Origin of the sequence: Sphingomonas oligophenolica, from assembly GCF_006438955.1 — a bacterium.
Classification (GTDB): domain Bacteria; phylum Pseudomonadota; class Alphaproteobacteria; order Sphingomonadales; family Sphingomonadaceae; genus Sphingomonas; species Sphingomonas oligophenolica_A.
In genome coordinates this window covers 143830-158625 of record NZ_RCZK01000003.1, presented here as the reverse complement: position 1 = coordinate 158625, position 14796 = coordinate 143830, and the positions used below count along the sequence as shown (strand labels likewise).

18 protein-coding genes, 1 other RNA gene and 1 pseudogene are annotated in these 14796 nt (G+C 66.0%); 11 read left to right on the top strand and 9 right to left on the bottom strand.

Annotated elements, in window-relative coordinates; genetic code table 11:
• Positions 1-43: 43 nt before the first annotated feature.
• Entirely contained in the window at positions 44-283 is a 240-nt protein-coding gene (locus EAH84_RS05445; protein ID WP_140868914.1) for a DUF6894 family protein, read from the bottom strand.
• Between the two features lie 104 nt (positions 284-387).
• Positions 388-1176 carry a class II aldolase/adducin family protein gene (locus EAH84_RS05440; protein WP_140868909.1) on the bottom strand — a complete coding sequence of 263 codons (789 nt, stop codon included), beginning with the start codon at positions 1174-1176 and terminating at the stop codon, positions 388-390.
• Positions 1177-1300: 124 nt separating this feature from the next.
• Here EAH84_RS05440 and EAH84_RS05435 point away from each other — a divergent pair, with 124 nt between their 5' ends.
• Positions 1301-2314 carry a sensor histidine kinase gene (locus EAH84_RS05435; protein ID WP_161978336.1) on the top strand — a complete coding sequence of 338 codons (1014 nt, stop codon included), beginning with the start codon at positions 1301-1303 and terminating at the stop codon, positions 2312-2314.
• 45 nt (positions 2315-2359) lie between these two features.
• On the opposite strand, the gene ssrA is transcribed toward EAH84_RS05435, so the two are convergent.
• Positions 2360-2707, bottom strand: a transfer-messenger RNA (tmRNA) gene (gene ssrA / locus EAH84_RS05430).
• Positions 2708-2751: 44 nt separating this feature from the next.
• On the opposite strand from ssrA, the gene EAH84_RS05425 reads away from it, so the two are divergent.
• Entirely contained in the window at positions 2752-3183 is a 432-nt protein-coding gene (locus EAH84_RS05425) for an RrF2 family transcriptional regulator (RefSeq protein ID WP_140868898.1), read from the top strand.
• A gap of 3 nt (positions 3184-3186) precedes the next feature.
• Here the strand turns inward: EAH84_RS05425 and mscL are convergent, their stop codons facing one another.
• Positions 3187-3624, bottom strand: a complete 438-nt coding sequence (gene mscL / locus EAH84_RS05420; RefSeq protein ID WP_140868894.1) for a large conductance mechanosensitive channel protein MscL — start codon at positions 3622-3624, stop codon at positions 3187-3189.
• A 115-nt stretch (positions 3625-3739) separates the two neighbouring features.
• On the opposite strand from mscL, the gene EAH84_RS05415 reads away from it, so the two are divergent.
• From EAH84_RS05415 to EAH84_RS05400, 4 genes and pseudogenes are all read left to right on the top strand, one after another.
• Positions 3740-4336 carry a LemA family protein gene (locus EAH84_RS05415; RefSeq protein ID WP_140868891.1) on the top strand — a complete coding sequence of 199 codons (597 nt, stop codon included), beginning with the start codon at positions 3740-3742 and terminating at the stop codon, positions 4334-4336.
• Positions 4337-4344: 8 nt separating this feature from the next.
• A complete protein-coding gene (locus tag EAH84_RS05410) occupies positions 4345-5208 on the top strand; it encodes a TPM domain-containing protein (RefSeq protein WP_140868888.1) in 864 nt (287 codons plus the stop codon).
• On the top strand, positions 5208-5885 hold the full coding sequence (locus EAH84_RS05405) for a TPM domain-containing protein (RefSeq protein WP_140868883.1): 678 nt from the start codon (positions 5208-5210) through the stop codon (positions 5883-5885). The genes EAH84_RS05410 and EAH84_RS05405 overlap by 1 nt, the downstream gene beginning before the upstream one ends.
• Before the next feature lie 17 nt (positions 5886-5902).
• Positions 5903-6407: pseudogene (locus tag EAH84_RS05400) on the top strand (NUDIX hydrolase).
• Here the strand turns inward: EAH84_RS05400 and EAH84_RS05395 are convergent.
• From EAH84_RS05395 to typA, 4 genes are all read right to left on the bottom strand, one after another.
• Positions 6404-6685, bottom strand: a complete 282-nt coding sequence (locus tag EAH84_RS05395; protein WP_140868879.1) for a DUF3297 family protein — start codon at positions 6683-6685, stop codon at positions 6404-6406. The pseudogene EAH84_RS05400 and the gene EAH84_RS05395 sit on opposite strands and share 4 nt — an antisense overlap.
• A 93-nt stretch (positions 6686-6778) precedes the next feature.
• Entirely contained in the window at positions 6779-7171 is a 393-nt protein-coding gene (locus tag EAH84_RS05390; RefSeq protein WP_140868876.1) for a hypothetical protein, read from the bottom strand.
• Positions 7172-7295: 124 nt separating this feature from the next.
• A complete protein-coding gene (locus EAH84_RS05385; protein WP_140868873.1) occupies positions 7296-8117 on the bottom strand; it encodes an ATP-grasp fold amidoligase family protein in 822 nt (273 codons plus the stop codon).
• 2 nt (positions 8118-8119) lie between these two features.
• Positions 8120-9955 (bottom strand): translational GTPase TypA, encoded by a 1836-nt coding sequence (typA, locus tag EAH84_RS05380; protein WP_140868870.1) that lies wholly within the window; start codon positions 9953-9955, stop codon positions 8120-8122.
• Positions 9956-10165: 210 nt separating this feature from the next.
• On the opposite strand from typA, the gene EAH84_RS05375 reads away from it, so the two are divergent.
• The 4 genes from EAH84_RS05375 (at position 10166) to EAH84_RS05360 (ending at position 13465) form a co-directional block, all read left to right on the top strand.
• Positions 10166-11374 (top strand): toxic anion resistance protein, encoded by a 1209-nt coding sequence (locus EAH84_RS05375; protein WP_140868867.1) that lies wholly within the window; start codon positions 10166-10168, stop codon positions 11372-11374.
• 1 nt (position 11375) lies between these two features.
• A complete protein-coding gene (locus tag EAH84_RS05370) occupies positions 11376-12095 on the top strand; it encodes a hypothetical protein (RefSeq protein ID WP_140868864.1) in 720 nt (239 codons plus the stop codon).
• A gap of 25 nt (positions 12096-12120) precedes the next feature.
• Positions 12121-12642 (top strand): PH domain-containing protein, encoded by a 522-nt coding sequence (locus EAH84_RS05365; RefSeq protein WP_241656477.1) that lies wholly within the window; start codon positions 12121-12123, stop codon positions 12640-12642.
• Between the two features lie 61 nt (positions 12643-12703).
• Positions 12704-13465 (top strand): exonuclease domain-containing protein, encoded by a 762-nt coding sequence (locus EAH84_RS05360; RefSeq protein WP_140868861.1) that lies wholly within the window; start codon positions 12704-12706, stop codon positions 13463-13465.
• Here the strand turns inward: EAH84_RS05360 and EAH84_RS05355 are convergent.
• Entirely contained in the window at positions 13462-14220 is a 759-nt protein-coding gene (locus EAH84_RS05355; RefSeq protein WP_140868858.1) for a class I SAM-dependent methyltransferase, read from the bottom strand. The genes EAH84_RS05360 and EAH84_RS05355 overlap by 4 nt on opposite strands.
• Before the next feature lie 92 nt (positions 14221-14312).
• Between EAH84_RS05355 and EAH84_RS05350 the strand changes: the two genes are divergently transcribed.
• Entirely contained in the window at positions 14313-14792 is a 480-nt protein-coding gene (locus EAH84_RS05350; protein ID WP_140868855.1) for a hypothetical protein, read from the top strand.
• Positions 14793-14796 lie beyond the last annotated feature (4 nt).

Below are 14796 nucleotides of genomic sequence, written 5' to 3'. Positions count from 1 at the left end.
GAGTGCGGCATGTGTCGACATCAGCTGCCGCAACACCGCCCGATCAGCTGTCGGCGATCGGTCCGCTGGCGGCGACGGTCACGGTCAGGATCGGTTGGTGGCGCTCGTCCTCCACCTTCACCTGGAGCTGGTGGCTGTCCCAGACCAGATCGGGATCGTCGCGGAGCGATTCGGCGAGGAACTTGACCGCGGCGATCCGCGCGGCGTGCGCATCGGGCAGGACCGAGCCCTCCCGGTCGACGTCGCTGATGTGGTTCTCGATCGAAAAATAATAACGCGGCATCGCGGGGTTCCGGGGATGATGGCGGATGGCGGATCATCCTACGATCGCCCTCCCCAGTCCCTCAAACAGATCAAGCTCGCCGATCGCGGGCGCGGCGCGCGTGATCAGGTGCGGAAGCTCGCGTCGATCCGGTCGAGTTTCCGCAGCAGCGCCGGCCACGCCAGCCGCTCGGCAAGTGCGCCCATTCCCTTGGGGTTGGACTGGTGTGCGACCTTGTCCTCGACGCCCTGGTTGGGTTTGTTGAGATGATCGCGCCCCGCCGACAGCATCAGCACCTGCGCTTCGCACGCGCGTTCGAGGAAATAGAGCCGCAGGAAGCACGACGCGACCGAATCGCCGACCGCGAGCGTGCCGTGATTGCGCAGGATCATCGCATGCTTGTCGCCGATGTCCGCGACCAGCCGCTCGCGCTCCTCGAGGTCGGTCGCGACGCCTTCATAGTCGTGATACGCGATGTCGTGGCCCGCGATCATCGAGGTCTGGGTGTGCGGCAGCAGGCCGAATTCCATCGCCGACACCGCCTGGCCGTGCGGGGTGTGGAGATGCATCACTGCCGCGGCATCGTCGCGCGCCATGTGGAGCGCCGAATGGATCGTGAAGCCAGCGGGATTGACCGGGTGCGTCGTTGCGCCGACCGGCTGGCCGTCGACGTCGATCTTGACGAGGCTCGACGCGGTGATCTCCTCGAACATCATGTCGTACGGGTTGATCAGAAAATGATGCTCGGGGCCGGGCACCCGCGCCGACAGATGGGTGAAGATCAGATCATCCCAACCGTAGAGCGCGACCAGCCGGTACGCGGCGGCAAGGTCGACCCGCGCTTCCCATTCGCCCGGCGCATAGTCGGCATCGGTGGTGGTCGGGGCGGGAGCCGGGGGTGCGAGCGTGGCCATGGCGTCTTCTCCTGAACGTGGTTGCACGCAGGATACGCCGCGATCCGCCGCGCGACAACGCCCGTGCTTTGCGGCCCGCATTTTTCGCAGTGACGCGCGCCGCGATCGCGGTACAAGCGCGGCGGTGACCACCGAGCGCAAGTCCCTTAGTTTGATCGAACAATTCCCGCTGAAGGGGGTCCACCCCGCCGCCGCGGTCACGGGGTCGCTGGTGCTGGTCGCGATCGCCTTCCTCGCGCGGCTCGGCGCGCTGCCGTGGCTGCCCGACGGTTATCAGTTCGTCACCTTCTTCCCCGCGGTGATCCTGACCTCGTTTTTGTTCGGCGCGCGGCTGGGGGCGCTCGCGGCGGTGCTGAGCGGCATCCTCGCCTGGTATTTCTTCATCCCGCCGGTCGACAGCTTCGTGGTCGATGCTGGCACCGCGGTGGGCCTCGGCTTCTATACGATCACCGTCGTCATCGACATCGCGCTGGTCCACTGGATGCAAGCCGCGAACGCGGCGCTGACCCGCGAACGCGAATTGAGCGCGCAACTCGCCGAAACGCGCAAGCTGCTGTTCCGCGAGCTCCAGCATCGCGTCTCGAACAATCTTCAGGTCGTCGCCGGGCTGCTGTCGCTTCAGAAACGCCGTGTCGCCGATCCGGTCGCGCGCGGCGCGCTCGACGAGGCGTCGCGGCGGCTGGGGGTGATCGGACGGATCAGCCGCCAGCTCTACGATCCCGCGGGCCAGGGCAGCGACCTGTGCGCGTTCTTCGAGACGCTGGCCGACGACGTGATCGACGCCTCGGGGCGCGCCGACATCACCTGTGATGTCGTGTGTGCAAGTGAATTGACGGTCACGCCGGAGCGCGCGGTGCCGCTTGCGCTGATCGTCGCCGAAGCGCTCGCCAACGCGATCGAACATGGTTTCGCGACCAAGCCGGGGCAGATCGAACTCGTCGTCGGCCATCATATCGACGATATCTATGCGATCGAGGTGCGCGACGACGGCGGCGGTTTGCCCGACGGGTTCGACAGCGCGGCACAGGACAGTCTGGGACTCCGCATCGCAACAACGCTGGCCAAACAGATCGGCGGTCATTTCACGCTGACCGGAGGTAAGACCACGGTGGCGCGGCTAGAAGTGCCCATGGCATAACAGGATAGTGGGGAGCTTCTGTTGCCCGGTGCTCCCCGTACCGCTGGAATCCCCTTCTGTTGCCCGGTGGGGTCCGACCGCGCTTTTTTAGAATAACCTTAGGCCGTGAGGCCCTCAGTTACGCCGCAATCGCGAGTGCTTCGTTATCGTTGGCACTTGTGTATGGGCCGTCACGGTGGTCCCATTCCGAGCAAAAGAAAACGCCTTTCAACACACGTCGATCCTGGTTCGGCCCCGTCAGAAACGGTGTCCAGAACACCACCTTATGGTGGAGCCGCCGGGTACTGCCCCCGGGTCCGCTGCGTCTATTTTACGCAATCCTTTATCGCCATAGCCAAGGCCGAAGCCTCCGGCACGACCGATATAGGCAATCCCGCGCCGCACCGCAATCGCTGGCCTTTCGCTCGCCACAATAGCGGGTCATAACGGTCGGCATCATGTTGACCCAGCGTTCCCGGTACGCGTTGCGCGCGATGCTGTTCCTCGCCGAATTTCCCGCCGGCGGTCCGCCGATCCCGATGACCCGGATCGCGCGCGACGCGCGGGTGCCGCGTAAGTTCCTCGAACTGATCCTCGCCGACCTGCGCGCGGCGGGATTGATCCACAGCCATCGCGGCAAGCTGGGCGGTTATTGCCTGTCGCGGCCGACCCATCTGATCTCGATGGGCGATATCATCCGCGTGATCGAAGGCCCGCTCGCGTTGGTCCGATGCGTCAGCCGGACCGCGTATCGGGCGTGCGCGGATTGCCGCAGCGAGGCGGATTGCGCGATCCGCCACGCGATGCTGCGCGTCCGCGACGAGACCGCGCGGATCCTCGACGGCACCAGCCTCGCCGATGCGCACGCCGAAGATCTGGCGGCGGCGTAACTGTCAGGGACGCTTCTTCAGTTCATCGCGGATTTCACGCAGCAGCGTGATGTCGGCCGACTCAGCAGCGGGCTCTGCGGGCTTTTGCGTGGGATGGTGGAAGAGCGTGTTCACCGCGCGCACGATCAGGAAGATGATGAACGCGACGATCAGGAAGTCGACCGCCTGGGTGATGAATTCGCCATAGCCGATCAGCGGCACGCCCGCCTTTTTGAGATCGGCGTAATTCGATAGCGATCCAGAATAGCCGTCCGGGATCTGCCCCAGCCGGACGAAATAGCTCGAGAAATCGAGTCCGCCGAAGACCTTGCCGATGATCGGCATCAGGATATCGTCGGTCAGCGAGGTCACGAGCTTACCGAACGCGGCCCCGATAATCACCGCGATCGCGAGATCGAGCACGTTGCCTCGCATGATGAACGTCTTGAATTCCTTGAACATCGTCCAAAGTGTCCTCGCATAGGGCCATCGAAAAGCAAGGCTAGCCGCCGATTCCGCTTTCACCAAGTCGTCCGAGTGTCCTATATGGATAGCACAGAACAGGAGAACTCAGGCCATGTCGCTTCGTCCCATCGCCCCCGTCGCCATGATGGCCACGCTCGCGGTTGCGCTGTCCGGATGCGGGATCAACTCGATCCCGACCGCAGAGGAAAATGCCAAGGCGCGCTGGGCCGATGTCCAGAACGACTATCAGCGCCGCGCCGACCTGATCCCCAACCTGGTCGCTACGGTCCGCGCCGCGGGGGCGCAGGAAAAGGACATCCTGGTCCAGGTGACGCAGGCGCGCGCGTCGGCGACGCAGGTCAAGGTATCGGGCGACGAGCTGACCGATCCCGCCAAGGTGCAGAATTACGAGCGCGCGCAGAATGCGGTGACGCTGTCGCTCCAGCGGCTTCAGGAAGCCTATCCCGAGCTGAAGAGTCAGCAGAATTACGGGACGCTGATGAGCCAGCTCGAAGGCACCGAGAACCGGATCGCGATCGCACGGCGCGACTACAACAGCGCGGTGCAGAATTATAACACGACGATCCGCACCTTCCCCGCCGCGGTGGGCGCGCGCATCTTCTATGGTGCCAAGCCGATGACCCCGTTCGCGGCGACGACCCCGGGCGCCGAGACCGCGCCGACGGTGAATTTCGGGAACGCAAGCTGAGCCGGGCGATGCCCCGTATCGCGCTGGCCTGGCGCGGCCTGTTCGCGCTGATCGCCGCGTTGGTCCTGACCCTCGTCTGGACTGGCGCGGCGACCGCGCAGACCTTTCCCAAATTCTCCGGCTTCGTCGTCGATGCCGCCAACATCCTGCCCGATGCGACCAAGGCGGACCTGACTGCCAAGCTCGACGCGCTCCAGAAGGACACGAAGCGCCAGCTGATCGTCGCCACGATCCCCGATCTGCAGGGCTATCCGATCGAGGATTACGGCTACAAGCTCGGGCGCGCCTGGGGCGTCGGGTTGAACGACGTCAACAACGGCGCGATCCTGTTTATCGCCCCCAACGAGCCCAAGGGCCATCGCGGGCCGCGGATCGAGGTGGGCTATGGCCTTGAACCGATTCTGACCGACGCGCTGTCGTACCGGATCATCGACGACACGATGATGCCTCGGCTAAAGGCGGGCGACGTGCCCGGTGCGATGGAGGCGGGGACTGACGCGATCATCGCGCAGCTGCGCGCGGCCCCCGACGAGGCCAAGGCGCGCACCGACGCCGCGGCGGCAGCGTTCGACAAGACCCATGCGCGCGCTGGCAGCAGCACCGACGGCTTTCCGTTCGGGCTGGTCGTGTGGCTGATCATCATCGCGGTGTTCATCGGATTGCGCTTCGCCAACCGCAAGCACGGACGCCGATTCCGCGGCAGCAACCTGCCGATCTTTCTATGGGGATCGGGGTTCGGCGGCGGCGGATCGTCCGGCGGCTGGGGTGGCGGCAGCGGTGGTGGCTGGGGCGGCGGTGGCTGGGGCGGCGGCGGATTCGGCGGCGGCGGCGGCGGCGGGTTCGGCGGCGGCGGCGCCTCGGGAGGCTGGTGATGAGCATCGATGCGAGCGACCGCGCCGCGATCGGCGCGGCAGTGACCGCGGCGGAGGCGACCACCGACGCCGAAATCATCGCGATCGTCGCGCACCGATCCGACGCGTATCACGACGCCGCGCTCCACTGGGCGTTGCTGGGAATGCTGCTGCTCGTTGCGGTGATGGCGGCGACCCCGGCGCGCTTTGTCGCCGTGCTCGACGCGGTCTATGGCAGGGGCGATTGGGGCGGCGCATGGACGATGGGGCAGTTGCTGTCGGCGTTGCTGGTGCTGCTGATCGCCGTGTTCCTGCTGCTGCGCTGGGCGGCGAGCCCCGATGCGGTGCGGATGCTGCTGACTCCGCCCTCGACCAAGACCCGGCGGGTGCGGGCGCGCGCGGTGCTGCTGTTCCGCGCCGCGATCGAGGCGCGGACCGCGACGCGGACCGGGGTGCTGCTCTACGTCAGCCTTGCCGAACGCCGCGCCGAGATCGTCACCGACGAAGCGGTGCTCGCCAAGGTATCGCCCGACGCGTGGGGGCAGGCGATGGCCGCGCTGGTCGAAGGACTGAAACGGGGGAATGCGGGCGACGGGATGGTCGCCGCGATCGCGCAGGTCGGCGCGGTACTCGCCGACCATTTCCCGCACACCGGCACCGACCCCAACGAGCTGCCGGACCGCCTGATCGAGCTGTGACCGAGCCGGTCGAAACGATGTGGGCGGAACGCTACCTCGCGGTGCGTCGGCAAGGCACATGGGAATATGCCGAACGCACCCGCGACATCACAGCGGCGGTGATCGTCGCGGTTGATGGCGAGGGGTTCGTGTTGCTCGTAGAGCAATATCGCGTGCCGATCGGCCGCGCCTGCCTTGAACTGCCTGCAGGGACTTGTCGGCGATGAGGAAGCGGGCGAGAGCGTCCTTGTCGCGGCGCGGCGCGAGCTGGAAGAGGAAACGGGCTATCGCGCAACGCGCATCGAGGAACGCGGCGAGTTCTATTCGTCACCGGGGATGACGTCGGAGAGCTTCACGCTGATCGTCGCATCGGGACTCGAGAAGACCGGTGACGGCGGCGGCGTCCCGGGGGAAGACATCACCGTCCATCGCGTCGCGATGGCGGAGATCGCGGCCTTCGTCGCAGCCAAGCGACGTGAGGGCGTGGCGATCGATGCCAAGCTGTTGATACTGCTAGGCAGCGCTATCCTCGGCGGGCTTTAAGCCTCCGGTTCGCCGCCCTCGTCGGCGTTATCACCTGCCGCAGGCCGTTCGAACCAGCTTTCGACATCGCCGCTGAGCTTCAGCGTTAGCGGGCGGCCCCGGCGGTCCACTTTCTTGCCGAGCGCGACACGGATCCAGCCGTCGGGAATCGAATATTCCTCGACGTCCTTGCGCTCGGCACCCTTGAAGCGGATGCCGATGCCGCGTTCGAGCGCGGCCTGGTCGAAATGGGGGCTCGACGGGTCGGTCGAGAGGCGATCGGGGGGGCTGTCGGTCATGCGCGTGCGCTTAACCGCTTCGCGCGGGGCTCCGCTACAAAAAAGCGGCGCGGGGGATTGCTCGCCCCGCGCCGCCGATCGTTCGGACCGGTGTCAGCCGCAGATGCGGACGCGAACGCCCCGCCCGTAATAGGGATCGTACCGCCGCTCGACCCAGCACCGCTGAGGGCGATAATCGTAATTATAATAGCTCTGGCGGGGGTAATAGCCACGGTCGTAATAATTCTGCTGGGGGTAATAGCCGCGGTCGTAATAATTGCCCTGCGGGTAATAGCCGCGATCATAATAGCGGTTGTTGTTGCTGCTCGCGATCGCCGCGCCGACGCCCAGGCCGATGATCCCGCCGACGATCGCCGCCCCCGCCGCGTCGCCGCCGCGATGATAGTGGCGCCCGTAATAGCGCTGTGCATCCGCCGGTGCCGACACCGTGAGCGCGGTCGCCGCCAACGCGACCCCCATCCCTGCTTTTGTCAAAATATTGTTCATGATTCGAACCTCCAGTTACTCGCTACGCCCGGTCCGCGGACCACCAACGCACGGGGGCCGACCGTGTTGCATAAAGTAGAAAAGTGGCACTGAACCCCGCCGGAACGGGTCGTTCACCAAGCGTTTAGCCAGCCGCGGCGCGCAGCCAATGCGCCCCCATCTGGGTATCGAGCGAGACCGGGTCGAACCGATCGAGCCCCGATCCGGGGTAGAAGGTGACCTCCCCGAACAACGGTCGTCCGCCGATTTCGTACAGGTCGACGCGCGCGAAATCGAAGCCGGTGGCCAGCGTTTCCGCCGCTGCGATCATCCGGGTCAGCGATGTCGGCGCGGCCGGATCGGCATCCGCGGTCGGGGACGACACGCGCCGCCAGTCGCGATCGAACACCAGCCAGCGATGCCGCTCGCCGCGCCCCAGATGGACCTGGACATATTCGACCCGCCCCGCGAACACGTAGAATTTATAATCGAGCGGCAGCTGGTCGCCCTCGCCGACAAAAGGTTCGACGAGCAGCCCGGGCGGGATGTGGCGGTACAGCCATTCGTCGAGCCAGCGGCCATAGGGCTTCATCGTCCAGCGCTGCGCGCGGCGACGGATCGCGTGCCAGTCGACGAACGGGCTGCGGACGATCAGCGTCTGGTTGCAGCCGTGGCGCGCCTTGACCACGAACGGCACCGGCCACGGCGCCACCACGGGAAGCGCGTCGCCGTGCCACAACGTCGGGATCACCCATTCCGGCCCCAGCCGCTCGGCGACCAGCGCCTTCACCGCGACCTTGTCGGCAAAGACCGGCAGCCGCGCGTCGCGATCGTGGAGCTTGCGCGCCTGGACGAGTTCAGTGAACCGCTGCGGCGCGGTCAGGCTCGGCCAGCGGCGGTGGCGCCAGAAATAGGTCAGCCCGATCCGCCAGGGTTCGATACCCCGGCGGACGAGGGCGGATCGCATGGTCAGGCGGCCTGCTTGGCGCGGCTGGCCTTCTTGCGCTCGTTGGGGTCGAGGTGCCGCTTGCGCAGCCGGATCGACTTGGGCGTCACCTCGACCAGTTCGTCGTCGTCGATATACGCGATCGCCTGCTCCAGCGTCAGCCGCCACGGCGGGGTCAGCCGGATCGTGTCTTCCTTGCCGCTGACGCGGAAGTTGGTCAGCGCCTTCGACTTCATCGGGTTGACCTCGAGGTCGTCGGTCTTGGCGTTTTCGCCGATGATCATGCCTTCGTACAGCACCTCCTGCGGCGCGACCATCAAGATGCCGCGTTCCTCGAGCGGGCCGAGCGCATAGGCGTTCGCCTCGCCCGAACCGTTGGAAATCAGCACGCCGTTCTTGCGACCTTCGATCTTGCCCTTGTGGGGGCCATATTTCTCGAACAACCGGTTCATGATCCCGGTGCCGCGCGTGTCGGACAGGAATTCGCCGTGATAGCCGATCATCCCGCGCGCAGGTGCCGAGAAGGTGATCCGGGTCTTGCCGCCGCCCGAGGGGCGCATGTCGGTCATCTCCGCCTTGCGGACGTTCATCTTCTCGACGACCGTGCCCGAATATTCCTCGTCGACGTCGATGATGACGGTTTCGTAGGGTTCGGTCTTGTGGCCGCTCTCGTCTTCGCTGAACAGCACGCGTGGGCGGCTGATGCCCAGTTCATAGCCTTCGCGGCGCATCGTCTCGATCAGCACGCCGAGCTGCAATTCGCCGCGTCCGGCGACTTCATAACTGTCGCGGTCGCTCGATTCGGTCACCTTGATCGCGACGTTGCTCTCGGCTTCGCGGAACAGCCGGTCGCGGATCATCCGGCTCGTCACCTTGCTGCCCTCGCGCCCCGCCATCGGCGAGTCGTTGACCGCAAAGCGCATCGACAGCGTCGGCGGATCGATCGGCTGGGCGTGGAGCGGCTCGGTGACGCTGGGGTCGGCGATCGTGTCGGACACCGTCGCGGTGGTGAGCCCGGCGAGGCTGATGATGTCGCCCGCGCTCGCCTGCTCGACGGGCACGCGTTCGAGCCCGCGGAACGCCATGATCTTCGATGCACGCCCGGTTTCGACGATCTTGCCATCGTTATCGAGCGCGTGGATCGGCATGTTGGTCTTGACCGAGCCCGAGAACACGAGGCCCGTCAGGATGCGCCCGAGGAAATTGTCGCGATCCAGCAGCGTGACGAGGAACTTGAACGGCCCGTCGGGGTCGGCGCTCGGCGCGGGGACGTGTTCGACGATGGTTTCGAACATCGGCGTCAACGTGCCTTCGCGCGCATTTTCGTCGGTGCTGGCATAGCCGTTGCGGCCCGATGCGTAGAGAACCGGAAAATCGAGCTGCTCGTCGGTCGCCTCGAGGCTGACGAACAAGTCGAACACCTCGTCGAGCACTTCCTGAATTCGCGCGTCGCTGCGATCGACCTTGTTGACGACGACGATCGGGCGGAGGCCGAGCGCCAGCGCCTTGCCAGTGACGAACTTGGTCTGCGGCATCGCACCTTCGGCCGAATCGACCAGCAGGATGACGCCGTCGACCATCGACAGAATGCGCTCCACCTCACCGCCGAAATCGGCGTGGCCGGGGGTGTCGACGATGTTGATCCGGGTCTTGTGGCCCTTGTGATCGTCCCACTCGACGCTGGTGCATTTGGCGAGGATCGTGATCCCGCGCTCTTTTTCGAGGTCGTTCGAATCCATCGCGCGCTCTTCGATGCGCTGGTTGTCGCGGAAGGTGCCCGATTGGCGGAACAGCTGGTCGACCAGCGTGGTCTTGCCGTGATCGACGTGCGCAATGATCGCCACGTTGCGGAGGCTCATGAGAAATCCCGATGTCAGAAAGAATGATGTGCGCGCGCCCATAGCCCAATTGTTGCGGCGCGGAAAGGGCAGCCCGAACGACCGAGTATCGGGACGGTGCGTCTCCCGTCTGCGATCGCGCTGGCATCGCCGGTGTATTGTTTCTATATGACACTTGAATGCGGGAGACCTAAGCGTCACCATGATCCCCGCGCAATGGAGACTATCGCGATGGCGACGACCCCCCCGACGATGACCGCCGAGCAGGAACTGACACTCACCCCGCCCGATCCCGTACCGACGGTGACCGCGGCGAAGGCGGCGGGGCTGGTGCCGATCGACGAGGCCAAGCGCACCGAGCTCGAATCGCGCGTCGACACCTTCGTCGATGAACTCGTCGCGCAGGACGTCAACAGCCCCGAATTCGGGCGCCGCGTCGATGCGATCACCGCGATGGGGCAGAAGGAAATCCGCGACGCCGCGGGGCAGTCGAACCGCTTCCTCGATCGCCCGGTCAAGGCGATGGATAAGGATACCGGGGTCGGCAAGGATTTGACCGCGCTGCGCCGGACGGTGGAAGAACTCGATCCCGGCAAGAGCGGCGCGTTGTCGAAGCGCAAGAAGATCCTCGGGATCATCCCCTTCGGCGGCAGCGTGAACAAGTATTTCGACAAATACCGCTCGTCGCAAAGCCATATCAGCTCGATCTTGAAGAGCCTCGCCTCGGGCAAGGACGAGCTGTTGATGGACAACGCCTCGATCGACACCGAGCGCGCCAACCTGTGGACCGCGATGGGGCGGCTCGAACAGATGGTCCATCTGTCGAAGGTGATGGACGAACGGCTCGAGGAGAAGGCGAACGAGCTCGACGCGACCGATCCCGCCAAAGCCAAGGCGATCCGCGAAACCGCGCTGTTCTACGCGCGCCAGCGGACCCAGGATCTGCTCACCCAGATGGCGGTGACGGTACAGGGCTATCTGGCGCTCGATCTGGTCAAGAAGAACAATGTCGAGCTGGTGAAAGGCGTTGATCGTGCGTCGACCACCACCGTCTCGGCACTCCGTACCGCGGTCACCGTCGCGCAGGCGCTGACCAGCCAGCGCCTCGTGCTCGACCAGATCACCGCGCTCAACACGACGACCGCGAACATCATCGATTCGACCGGCGCGCTGCTCAAGAGCAACACCGCGCGGATCCACGAACAGGCCGCCGCCTCGACGATCCCGCTCGAAACCCTCCAGCGCGCGTTCCAGAATATCTACGACACGATGGACGCGATCGACACCTTCAAGCTGAAGGCGCTCGACAGCATGAAGGTGACGGTGACCGCGCTCGGTACCGAGGTCGAGAAGTCGAAAGGCTATATCGCGCGCGCCGAGGGCGCGTCGCAGAACGCGCTGAAGGGGCCGACCGACCAGTTCAAGCTGGAGGCGCTCTGACGTGAGTGAGGTCGACGACGCGATCGCCGCCGCCCGCTCGTCCTGGGCCAGGATCAGTAGCGCCGACGACGGGCTGTTCGCGCCGACCGAGCGCCGCGCGAAGGCGACCCAGGCGATCGGCAAGCGGTTGACGCGAATCGCGATCGTCGACGCCGCGATTCTGGTCGCGGCGGTGGTGATCGGCATGTTCCTGCCGCTCGGAATTATGGGCGCGCTGTTCTTCATGGCGCTGCTGGTAGCGGCGACGGTGACGCTGGCGGTGTGGCCCGCCGAGGATCGCGCGCCGCCGCCGCCCGAAAAACTGCGAACCGCGGATATCAAGGTGCTTCCCGCGCAGACCCAGCGCTGGCTCGCCGCGCAGCGCCAGACGCTCCCTGCGGCGGCGCGCGGGGTGGCGGAGAAGATCGCGGCGCGGCTCGCGGTGCTGTCGCCACAGCTCGGCAAGATCGACCCCGACACCGAAGCGGCGTTCGAACTGCGCCGCCTGATCGGCGAACAGCTCCCCGCGTTCGTCAACGACTATGCGCAGGTTCCCGCCACACTCCGCACGACCGCGCGCAACGGCAAGACGCCGGATGCCGAACTGGTCGACGGGCTGACGCTGATCGAACGCGAAATTGCGGACATGACCGAACGGCTGGCGCAGGGCGACCTCGACAGCCTGGCGACCCGCGGGCGGTATCTGGAAATGAAATACCGCGGGGATGGCGAGACGGGGTGAGCGGAAGCCGTCCAATCGAGCGGATGTGGCGGCACCCTGCCTCTGGCATCCCCCGCCATTCGCCATTACCATCATCTCGATGCCCGGCAGCTATACCCCAGAACGCAAGGTCGACAGCTTCCGATCCAGCACCGAACGCTGGCTGATCGGCAGCTTCTACGGCTGGCTCACGCTCCTCTCCTGCCTGATCGGGGTGGGGCTGATCATCATCGCCGTCCGCTGGCTGCAAAACCGCGCCGCGACCTATGACATCACCGACCAGCGGCTGATCGTGAAGCGCGGGCTGATCATGAAATCGATCGACGAGATCGAACTCTACCGGGTCAAGGATGTCCGCGTCGATTATTCGCTGATCAACCAGATCGCGGATATCGGCACGATCACGATCACCTCGACCGACCGCACCACCGGTCACGCCGCGTTCGTGCTGCGCGACGTCCCCGCCGCGCGCGAACGCCGCGAAGGATTGCGCAAATTGGTCGATCGCGCGCGCCAGTTGCGCGGCGTCCGCGAACTCGACGTCGATAGCGAGGACGGCTGGCGCTGATCCGCGCACCGAATATCCCCGTGCTGGATATTCCACCCCGCAACGCCCATGTCGGCGGCTTATGGCTCCCCCCACCCCGCAGATCGTCCGCGTCATCGACCTCGAAACCACCGGCAATGCACCCCCCGCGCACGGCGTGTGCGAGATCGGGTGGCAGGATGTCGCGTTGCAGCCCGACGGTCGCTGGGAGCTGGAGGGCGAGGGAGGCAGCATCTTGGTCAATCCCGGTCGCGCGATTCCGCCGATCACCCAGGCGATCCACCACATCCTCGACGAACAGGTCGCCGACGCGCCGTGGTGGCACGATGTCGCGCGCCGCGTGCTCGATCCCTATCCCCGCCGCCTCGCGCTCGCCGCGCACCGCGCCGATTTCGAACAGCAATTCTGCACGCCGAACCTTACCCATGGTGCCGAGTGGATCTGCACCTGGAAATGCGCGCTGCGGCTCTGGCCCGACAGCCCCAGCTTCTCGAACCAGGTGCTGCGTTATTGGCGCAAACCGCAGGGGCTCGACCATGACCGCGGCCTGCCGATCCACCGCGCCTTCCCCGACGCCTATGTCACCGCCTTCCACCTGCGCGATCAACTCAACGAGGCGAGCCTCGCGCAGTTGCTCGACTGGTCGCGCACCCCGGGGCTGATCCCGCGGGTCCGCTACGGCCCCGATCGTGGCAAGGAGTGGCGCGAGCTGGACCATGACACGCTGATGGCGTTTCTCACCGATCGCGATCCCGACATCCGCTTCACCGCCAACCACGAGATGGACCGCCGCCGCGGCGGCGGCAATGTCGGCCGCGCCAGCGCACAGGAACTGCTGCTTTAGGGTTTGCGGAACTTGTAAACGAACTGGTCGGTGTGCCCCCGGATCGCGGGGTCGAACACCGTCAGGGTGTGATCGTCCGCCGGGTTGCGCAGCACCGGCGATTCGCCAACGAAGCGGAACCCCGCCGCCTCGACCTGGCGCCGCACCGCCGCGGGATCGATCCGGTGGCGCGTATCGGTCCCCGAAAGGCCGGTGCCTGCCGCATCGACGTGATCGATCACCACATAAGTGCCGCCCTTCCTCAGCAGGCGATACACCCCGCGATCGAACGCCATCAGCGCGGCTTCCCCGCCGCCATTATTGGCAAGATCGTGATAATTCTGGACGGTCCAGAACAGATCGACCGGCACCGGCGCGGTCGGCACGTCGGTCGGCAACACCTCCGTCGTCACATTGGCGAGGCCGCGCGTCTCCAGCGCGGGACGCGCCTTGGTCGCATATTTGGCCCCCGCGGCGGGCCAGTCGGCATAGACATGCCCGCGCGCACCGACAATGCCGGAAAATATCCGCGTCCAATAGCCGCTGCCCGGGAAGAAATCGACGACGATATCGCCGCGCTTCACCCCCGAAAAGGCGAGCACCTCGGCGGCCTTGCGCCGGGCGTCGTCATCGCGCTGGTCGGCACGCGCGGGATCGGCCAGTGCCGCCTCGATGCCCGCCTGCGGCGCGGTCGCCATCGCGTTCTCGGGCGTCATCGGCGCGCACGCCGCGGTGACGACCCCCGCCAGCAGCATGATCATCGTGCGCGTCGACATTGCGGCTCTCCCAGTTTAGGCATAGCCTATCCTATCGGGCCGAAACGGAACAGTCTGAAATGCCCGCGTTTCGTATCGAAGGGAGGTGATCCGTGGATCGCAAGCGACGTCGCGCCGGGGGGATCTGGCTGGGGATCGGGGGGGTGTGCGCCAGCATCGCGGGCGGGCTGCTGGTCGCCAATTACGCGGTCAGTGGGATCGATCCGTTCTACAAGGCGAACCGTCCGAACGCCTGGGCCGATACCACTCCCGACGCAGAAAACACCGTAGCTGTTACCCACGACGACACGTTCCTGCCCTCCGCCGGGATTGCCGCGACCACACCATACGCCCCCGCGCCGATGCCCCTGCGCGACACCGCGAGCGACTGGCAGGCGGTCGACGCCCGCGCGCAACGCGAGATCGATCAGGCGCTCGCCGACGATCCGTTCCCCGATGCGTCGGCGAACGATATCGCGATCACCGACCCGTCCCCCGTCTCAGCGCCGCCCGTCCGCATCGCCGCCGCGCCCCGACCTGCAACGGTCGCGCCGACCGCGCCGGTCACCCCGGGCGACACGCTGATCTACTGACCCC

What these genes read in the sequence shown, in the direction of transcription:
- EAH84_RS05445 (WP_140868914.1), bottom strand. Translation starts at nt 283, where the DNA reads ATGCCGCGTTATTATTTTTCGATCGAGAACCACATCAGCGACGTCGAC.
- EAH84_RS05440 (WP_140868909.1), bottom strand. Translation starts at nt 1,176, where the DNA reads ATGGCCACGCTCGCACCCCCGGCTCCCGCCCCGACCACCACCGATGCC.
- EAH84_RS05425 (WP_140868898.1), top strand. Translation starts at nt 2,752, where the DNA reads ATGTTGACCCAGCGTTCCCGGTACGCGTTGCGCGCGATGCTGTTCCTC.
- mscL (WP_140868894.1), bottom strand. Translation starts at nt 3,624, where the DNA reads ATGTTCAAGGAATTCAAGACGTTCATCATGCGAGGCAACGTGCTCGAT.
- EAH84_RS05415 (WP_140868891.1), top strand. Translation starts at nt 3,740, where the DNA reads ATGTCGCTTCGTCCCATCGCCCCCGTCGCCATGATGGCCACGCTCGCG.
- EAH84_RS05410 (WP_140868888.1), top strand. Translation starts at nt 4,345, where the DNA reads ATGCCCCGTATCGCGCTGGCCTGGCGCGGCCTGTTCGCGCTGATCGCC.
- EAH84_RS05405 (WP_140868883.1), top strand. Translation starts at nt 5,208, where the DNA reads ATGAGCATCGATGCGAGCGACCGCGCCGCGATCGGCGCGGCAGTGACC.
- EAH84_RS05395 (WP_140868879.1), bottom strand. Translation starts at nt 6,685, where the DNA reads ATGACCGACAGCCCCCCCGATCGCCTCTCGACCGACCCGTCGAGCCCC.
- EAH84_RS05390 (WP_140868876.1), bottom strand. Translation starts at nt 7,171, where the DNA reads ATGAACAATATTTTGACAAAAGCAGGGATGGGGGTCGCGTTGGCGGCG.
- EAH84_RS05385 (WP_140868873.1), bottom strand. Translation starts at nt 8,117, where the DNA reads ATGCGATCCGCCCTCGTCCGCCGGGGTATCGAACCCTGGCGGATCGGG.
- typA (WP_140868870.1), bottom strand. Translation starts at nt 9,955, where the DNA reads ATGAGCCTCCGCAACGTGGCGATCATTGCGCACGTCGATCACGGCAAG.
- EAH84_RS05375 (WP_140868867.1), top strand. Translation starts at nt 10,166, where the DNA reads ATGGCGACGACCCCCCCGACGATGACCGCCGAGCAGGAACTGACACTC.
- EAH84_RS05360 (WP_140868861.1), top strand. Translation starts at nt 12,704, where the DNA reads ATGGCTCCCCCCACCCCGCAGATCGTCCGCGTCATCGACCTCGAAACC.
- EAH84_RS05355 (WP_140868858.1), bottom strand. Translation starts at nt 14,220, where the DNA reads ATGTCGACGCGCACGATGATCATGCTGCTGGCGGGGGTCGTCACCGCG.